The 4,009-nt window shown below is 37.4% G+C and carries 3 protein-coding genes; all 3 read left to right on the forward strand.

Annotation, left to right across the window (positions count from 1 at the left end; translation table 11 throughout):
• Positions 1-361 precede the first annotated feature (361 nt).
• The 3 genes from WAM07_RS13195 (at position 362) to WAM07_RS13205 (ending at position 3,826) form a co-directional block, all read left to right on the forward strand.
• On the forward strand, positions 362-1,582 hold the full coding sequence (locus WAM07_RS13195) for a hemolysin family protein (protein WP_422167538.1): 1,221 nt from the start codon (positions 362-364) through the stop codon (positions 1,580-1,582).
• A gap of 212 nt (positions 1,583-1,794) precedes the next feature.
• Positions 1,795-2,883, forward strand: a complete 1,089-nt coding sequence (locus tag WAM07_RS13200) for an FAD-dependent oxidoreductase (protein WP_422167540.1) — start codon at positions 1,795-1,797, stop codon at positions 2,881-2,883.
• A 175-nt stretch (positions 2,884-3,058) separates the two neighbouring features.
• The gene (locus WAM07_RS13205; protein ID WP_422167542.1) at positions 3,059-3,826 is read left to right on the forward strand and encodes an IclR family transcriptional regulator; all 768 of its coding nucleotides are present in this window, start codon (positions 3,059-3,061) and stop codon (positions 3,824-3,826) included.
• Positions 3,827-4,009: the final 183 nt, after the last annotated feature.

Raw genomic sequence — 4,009 nt, forward strand, 5'->3', positions numbered from 1 at the left:
TTTAGAAGTGCAGGTGTTGGACTTGATCCTTTCTAAACCCCAGTGGTACCCGGCCCTATTACGTAATAAGCCTCATATGAAAAATCAACAATAAACTATAACAGTGCCTTTTTATTTATATATATGGTTGATGGGGTTAACTCTTTCTTTCTATATGTAAGGCTCAAACTCGCTCGACAACAGAAAAATTGTTAAACTTATTAATGGTGTTTTTTGTTGCAAGCCTCACCGGGGTTTATGCACCTCTGTTTCTTTAATAAATCTTTGGGTCAAAATGATCTTAGCTTGCAAAACGGTTTTAAGAAGGAAATTATAGTCTCATTTTAAATTTTAATATGTCCATTGTAGGAGGAAACTGTACTTGATTATTGCTATTATTTTTTTATTATTTTTCTCGCTATTCTTTTCAGGGAGCGAAACAGCTTTGACAGCTGCAAATAAAATGAAATTACAATCAAGAGCTAATAATAATGAGAAAAAAGCAGAAAGCTTGCTCCAACTAGTCTCAAAGCCGAGTGAGTTTATTACCACTATATTAATTGGGAATAATATTGCGAATATATTATTGCCCACTCTTGTTACTACCCTTGCGATTCAATATGGGTTCAGTGTAGGACTTGCTTCAGCTATTTTAACGGTGACGATTATCATCTTCTCTGAAGTCATTCCAAAATCCATAGCAGCTGCATTTCCTGATCGCATTTCTCTAATGGTGTTTCCTGTTATTCGTTTTTTTATATTTGTATTTAAACCAATCACCATGGTATTGAATAAACTTACAGGTGTTATCACTAAGGCACTTGATAAAGGTACCACTAATGAAGTATCCATCTCTAAGGAAGAGTTGCGAACTATGGTTGATATTGCAGATTCTGAAGGAGCTTTTAACGAAGAAGAGTCTCTTCGGATCAAAGGTGTATTGGATTTCTATAACCTTAATGTAAAGGATGTTTTGAAGACCCCCAGGGTTGACATGATTACTCTTCCCGTAGATGCTTCTTTTGATGAAGTCAGAGAAATAGTAATACAGAACCCTTATACACGATATCCGGTGTATAGAAAAGACGTGGATGATATAGTAGCCATTTTCCATTCGAAGTATTTAACCTTATGGTCCATGGATCCTGTAAAACCATTAGAGGCTTTTACTTACAAGGAACCATTAATCATTTATGAGTTCCAAAAAATTGAGTGGGTATTTAAAAAGATGACGAGAGAACAAAAGCATATGGCGATTGTGCTCGATGAATATGGCGGCACTGAAGGGATTTTAACACATGAAGATGTTATTGAAGCTATGATTGGACTGGAAATTGAAGATGAGATGGACACTCAAGAGGATATGATTATTGAGAAAGTTTCTGAAAATGAAGTTATTTGTGATGGGAAAATAACTCTGCGGAGATTGAATTCGATATTCGATACCGAGATACCTGAAGAAGAAGATGTATTGGCAGGGTATTTATTAGAAGAGTTAAACGTATTTCCTGAAGAGGGAGCCATATTGGAGAGAAACGGCATTTCATTTAAAATACTTGAGATTCAAGGCAGGAAGATTAAAAAAGTCCAGGTAGTCAAATAACTAAATGAACCACAGAGCGGAGATGGCCCTGTTTAACAATAACCCTACCTCTTACAATGATATTCCCTATATTTAATAAGGAGCGATTTTTAAGGTCGTTCCCTTTTTGTATGTGTAACTAATTTTCTTTCGGTCTTTCATGGAATCTTTCGTATAAGATGACTCTTTTTATTCATACTAAGATAATCAAGAATTTCTGGAGGAGTCAGCATATGAACATAGCAATTATGGGATCCGGTCTAGCAGGACTTTCGTGTGCATTAACCCTTGAAAAATATGGATATCAAGCGGATATTTTTGAAAGACGGGAAGAAGTAGGTGATCGATTTGTCATAGCGGAAGCCATGTTTTCCATGTTTCACACTCCTTATGATGACGCGATTAAATTTCTATCGGAAACACATGATATTCACTTAAAGCCTTCCAGCAATCTGCAAAAAGTATATTTTTATTCAAAAAATGAGTCTTCCTTTATCAATGGCCATCTTGGATTCACCAATATGAGAGGGAAACACCCTGATTCTTATGAAAAGCAAATGGAAAGTCAGCTGAAAGGAAAAATTAAATATAACCAGAATGTTACTTATGAGGAACTCTCAAAGGAATACACGCATATCGTTTTAGCTACAGGTGATCCACTGGATACAAAAAAAATCCAGCCCTATGACGTTGCTTTTAAAGCAAGTTTTAAAGGAGCAGTCATCAGGGGCGATTTTAATAGGACAGAGGCTCATGTGTTTTTTAATCACGATTATGCTCCTAAAGGAATGGCCTATTTACTGCCCCATTCTGATTGTGAAGCTTCGTTTGTACTGGTTTATCCACAATATCCTGAGAATGAGCATTTAGATAAGGACCAGTTATGGAAGATGTGTTGGGAAGATTGTTGTAAACGATTGGATCAAGAATTTGCAATTATCAATGAGTATTCCATAAAGGATTATCGCATTGGAAAGACAGAAACCGATCGAATTGGAAATACATTTTTTATCGGAAATTGCTGGGGATCTATTACGCCTGTATTTGGCTTTGGCCAATTTGAATCGATGCTGACAGGAATCTATGCAGCGCATGATATTGCAGGTGTTGGTGATTACTCTAAACTTGTTAAGCCGCTTTCTCAGAGTTATCATGATTCTCTTACCTTACGCAGAACCATGGAGAAATTCAACAATGATCATTTGGATCTAATTACAAAGTCAATTAACATTCAGTTAATTGAGAGTATGATTACAAATAAAGATTTAAATTTAATGAAGATCTTGAGCCGCATCATTCATCCGTTTAGTCGAAAAGCATAGGAAACCTCTTAACCATTCCCCTCGTTTTATTAACTAAGAGCATAAGTCTATTCCAGTTCTCCTGGAACAAAGGACTGATGCTTGTGTATTAGCTTGAACGGATTGAATAAATGATCATTCGCCTGGAGAAAAGTTTAATATGATAAGCTATGATTAATAGAGGAGGGGAATAAGAATGAGTGAACGAACAGCTGCAACCGTACAATCTGTAGACCGGGCTTTAACTATTCTTCAGCTTTTACAAGAGAACCCTGAAGGGCATGGAGTTACAGAAATTGCTCATCGTTTAGATGTGGCGAAAAGCACGGTTCATAGACTGCTGGCTTCATTAAAACAAAAAGGGTATGTCAGACAAGATGACATGCTTGAGAAGTATCGTCTGGGATTAAAATTGCTTGAACTTGGCGAGACCGTCTCGGAAAACATGGATATCCGAACAACTGCAAATCCTTATTTGGTTAAGCTCGCCCAGGAGACAGGCGAGACTATTCATTTAGGAATAAGAGAAGAGGCAGAAGTCATCTACGTAGATAAAGTAGAGCGATATGCGCCGATTCGTATGTATTCTTCCATTGGGAAGCGGGCCCCACTATATTGCACGGGGATTGGAAAAGCACTACTCGCTTTTGTCTCTAGTGAAGTACAAGATGACTTAATGAGTATCCTTACATTAAAGGAGTATACGCCCCACACAATTACGGATAAGGCCGAGCTAAAGAATCACTTGGAACACATACGTAAACATGGTTATTCGATAGATAATGAAGAGCATGAAGAGGGAATCCGTTGTACAGCAGCACCGATTTGGAATCATCGCGGTGAAGCGATAGCGGCTATTAGCGTGGCTGGTTCCACTTCAAGGATGACAGAAGAAAAAGTTAAAACTTGTACGGGCAGTCTCTTGCATACCGCACTTGAGATTTCACGTAGGCTTGGATATTGAAAAAGAGAAAGATAGTTGACAAAAACAGCTGGAATACTTTAGTTTTTTAGTAGTTGATCTTTTTTTATAATTATAAAATGGAACGGTGTTCCGTAATGAGGAACGTTTGGAGGGGGAGACTTTAATGACAGTACTAGAAAAGATCGAAAAGGAAAAACTGGTTGCCATTCTAAGGCTGCAAGA

Origin of the sequence: Halobacillus sp. (assembly GCF_049282395.1) — a bacterium.
Classification (GTDB): domain Bacteria; phylum Bacillota; class Bacilli; order Bacillales; family Halobacillaceae; genus Halobacillus.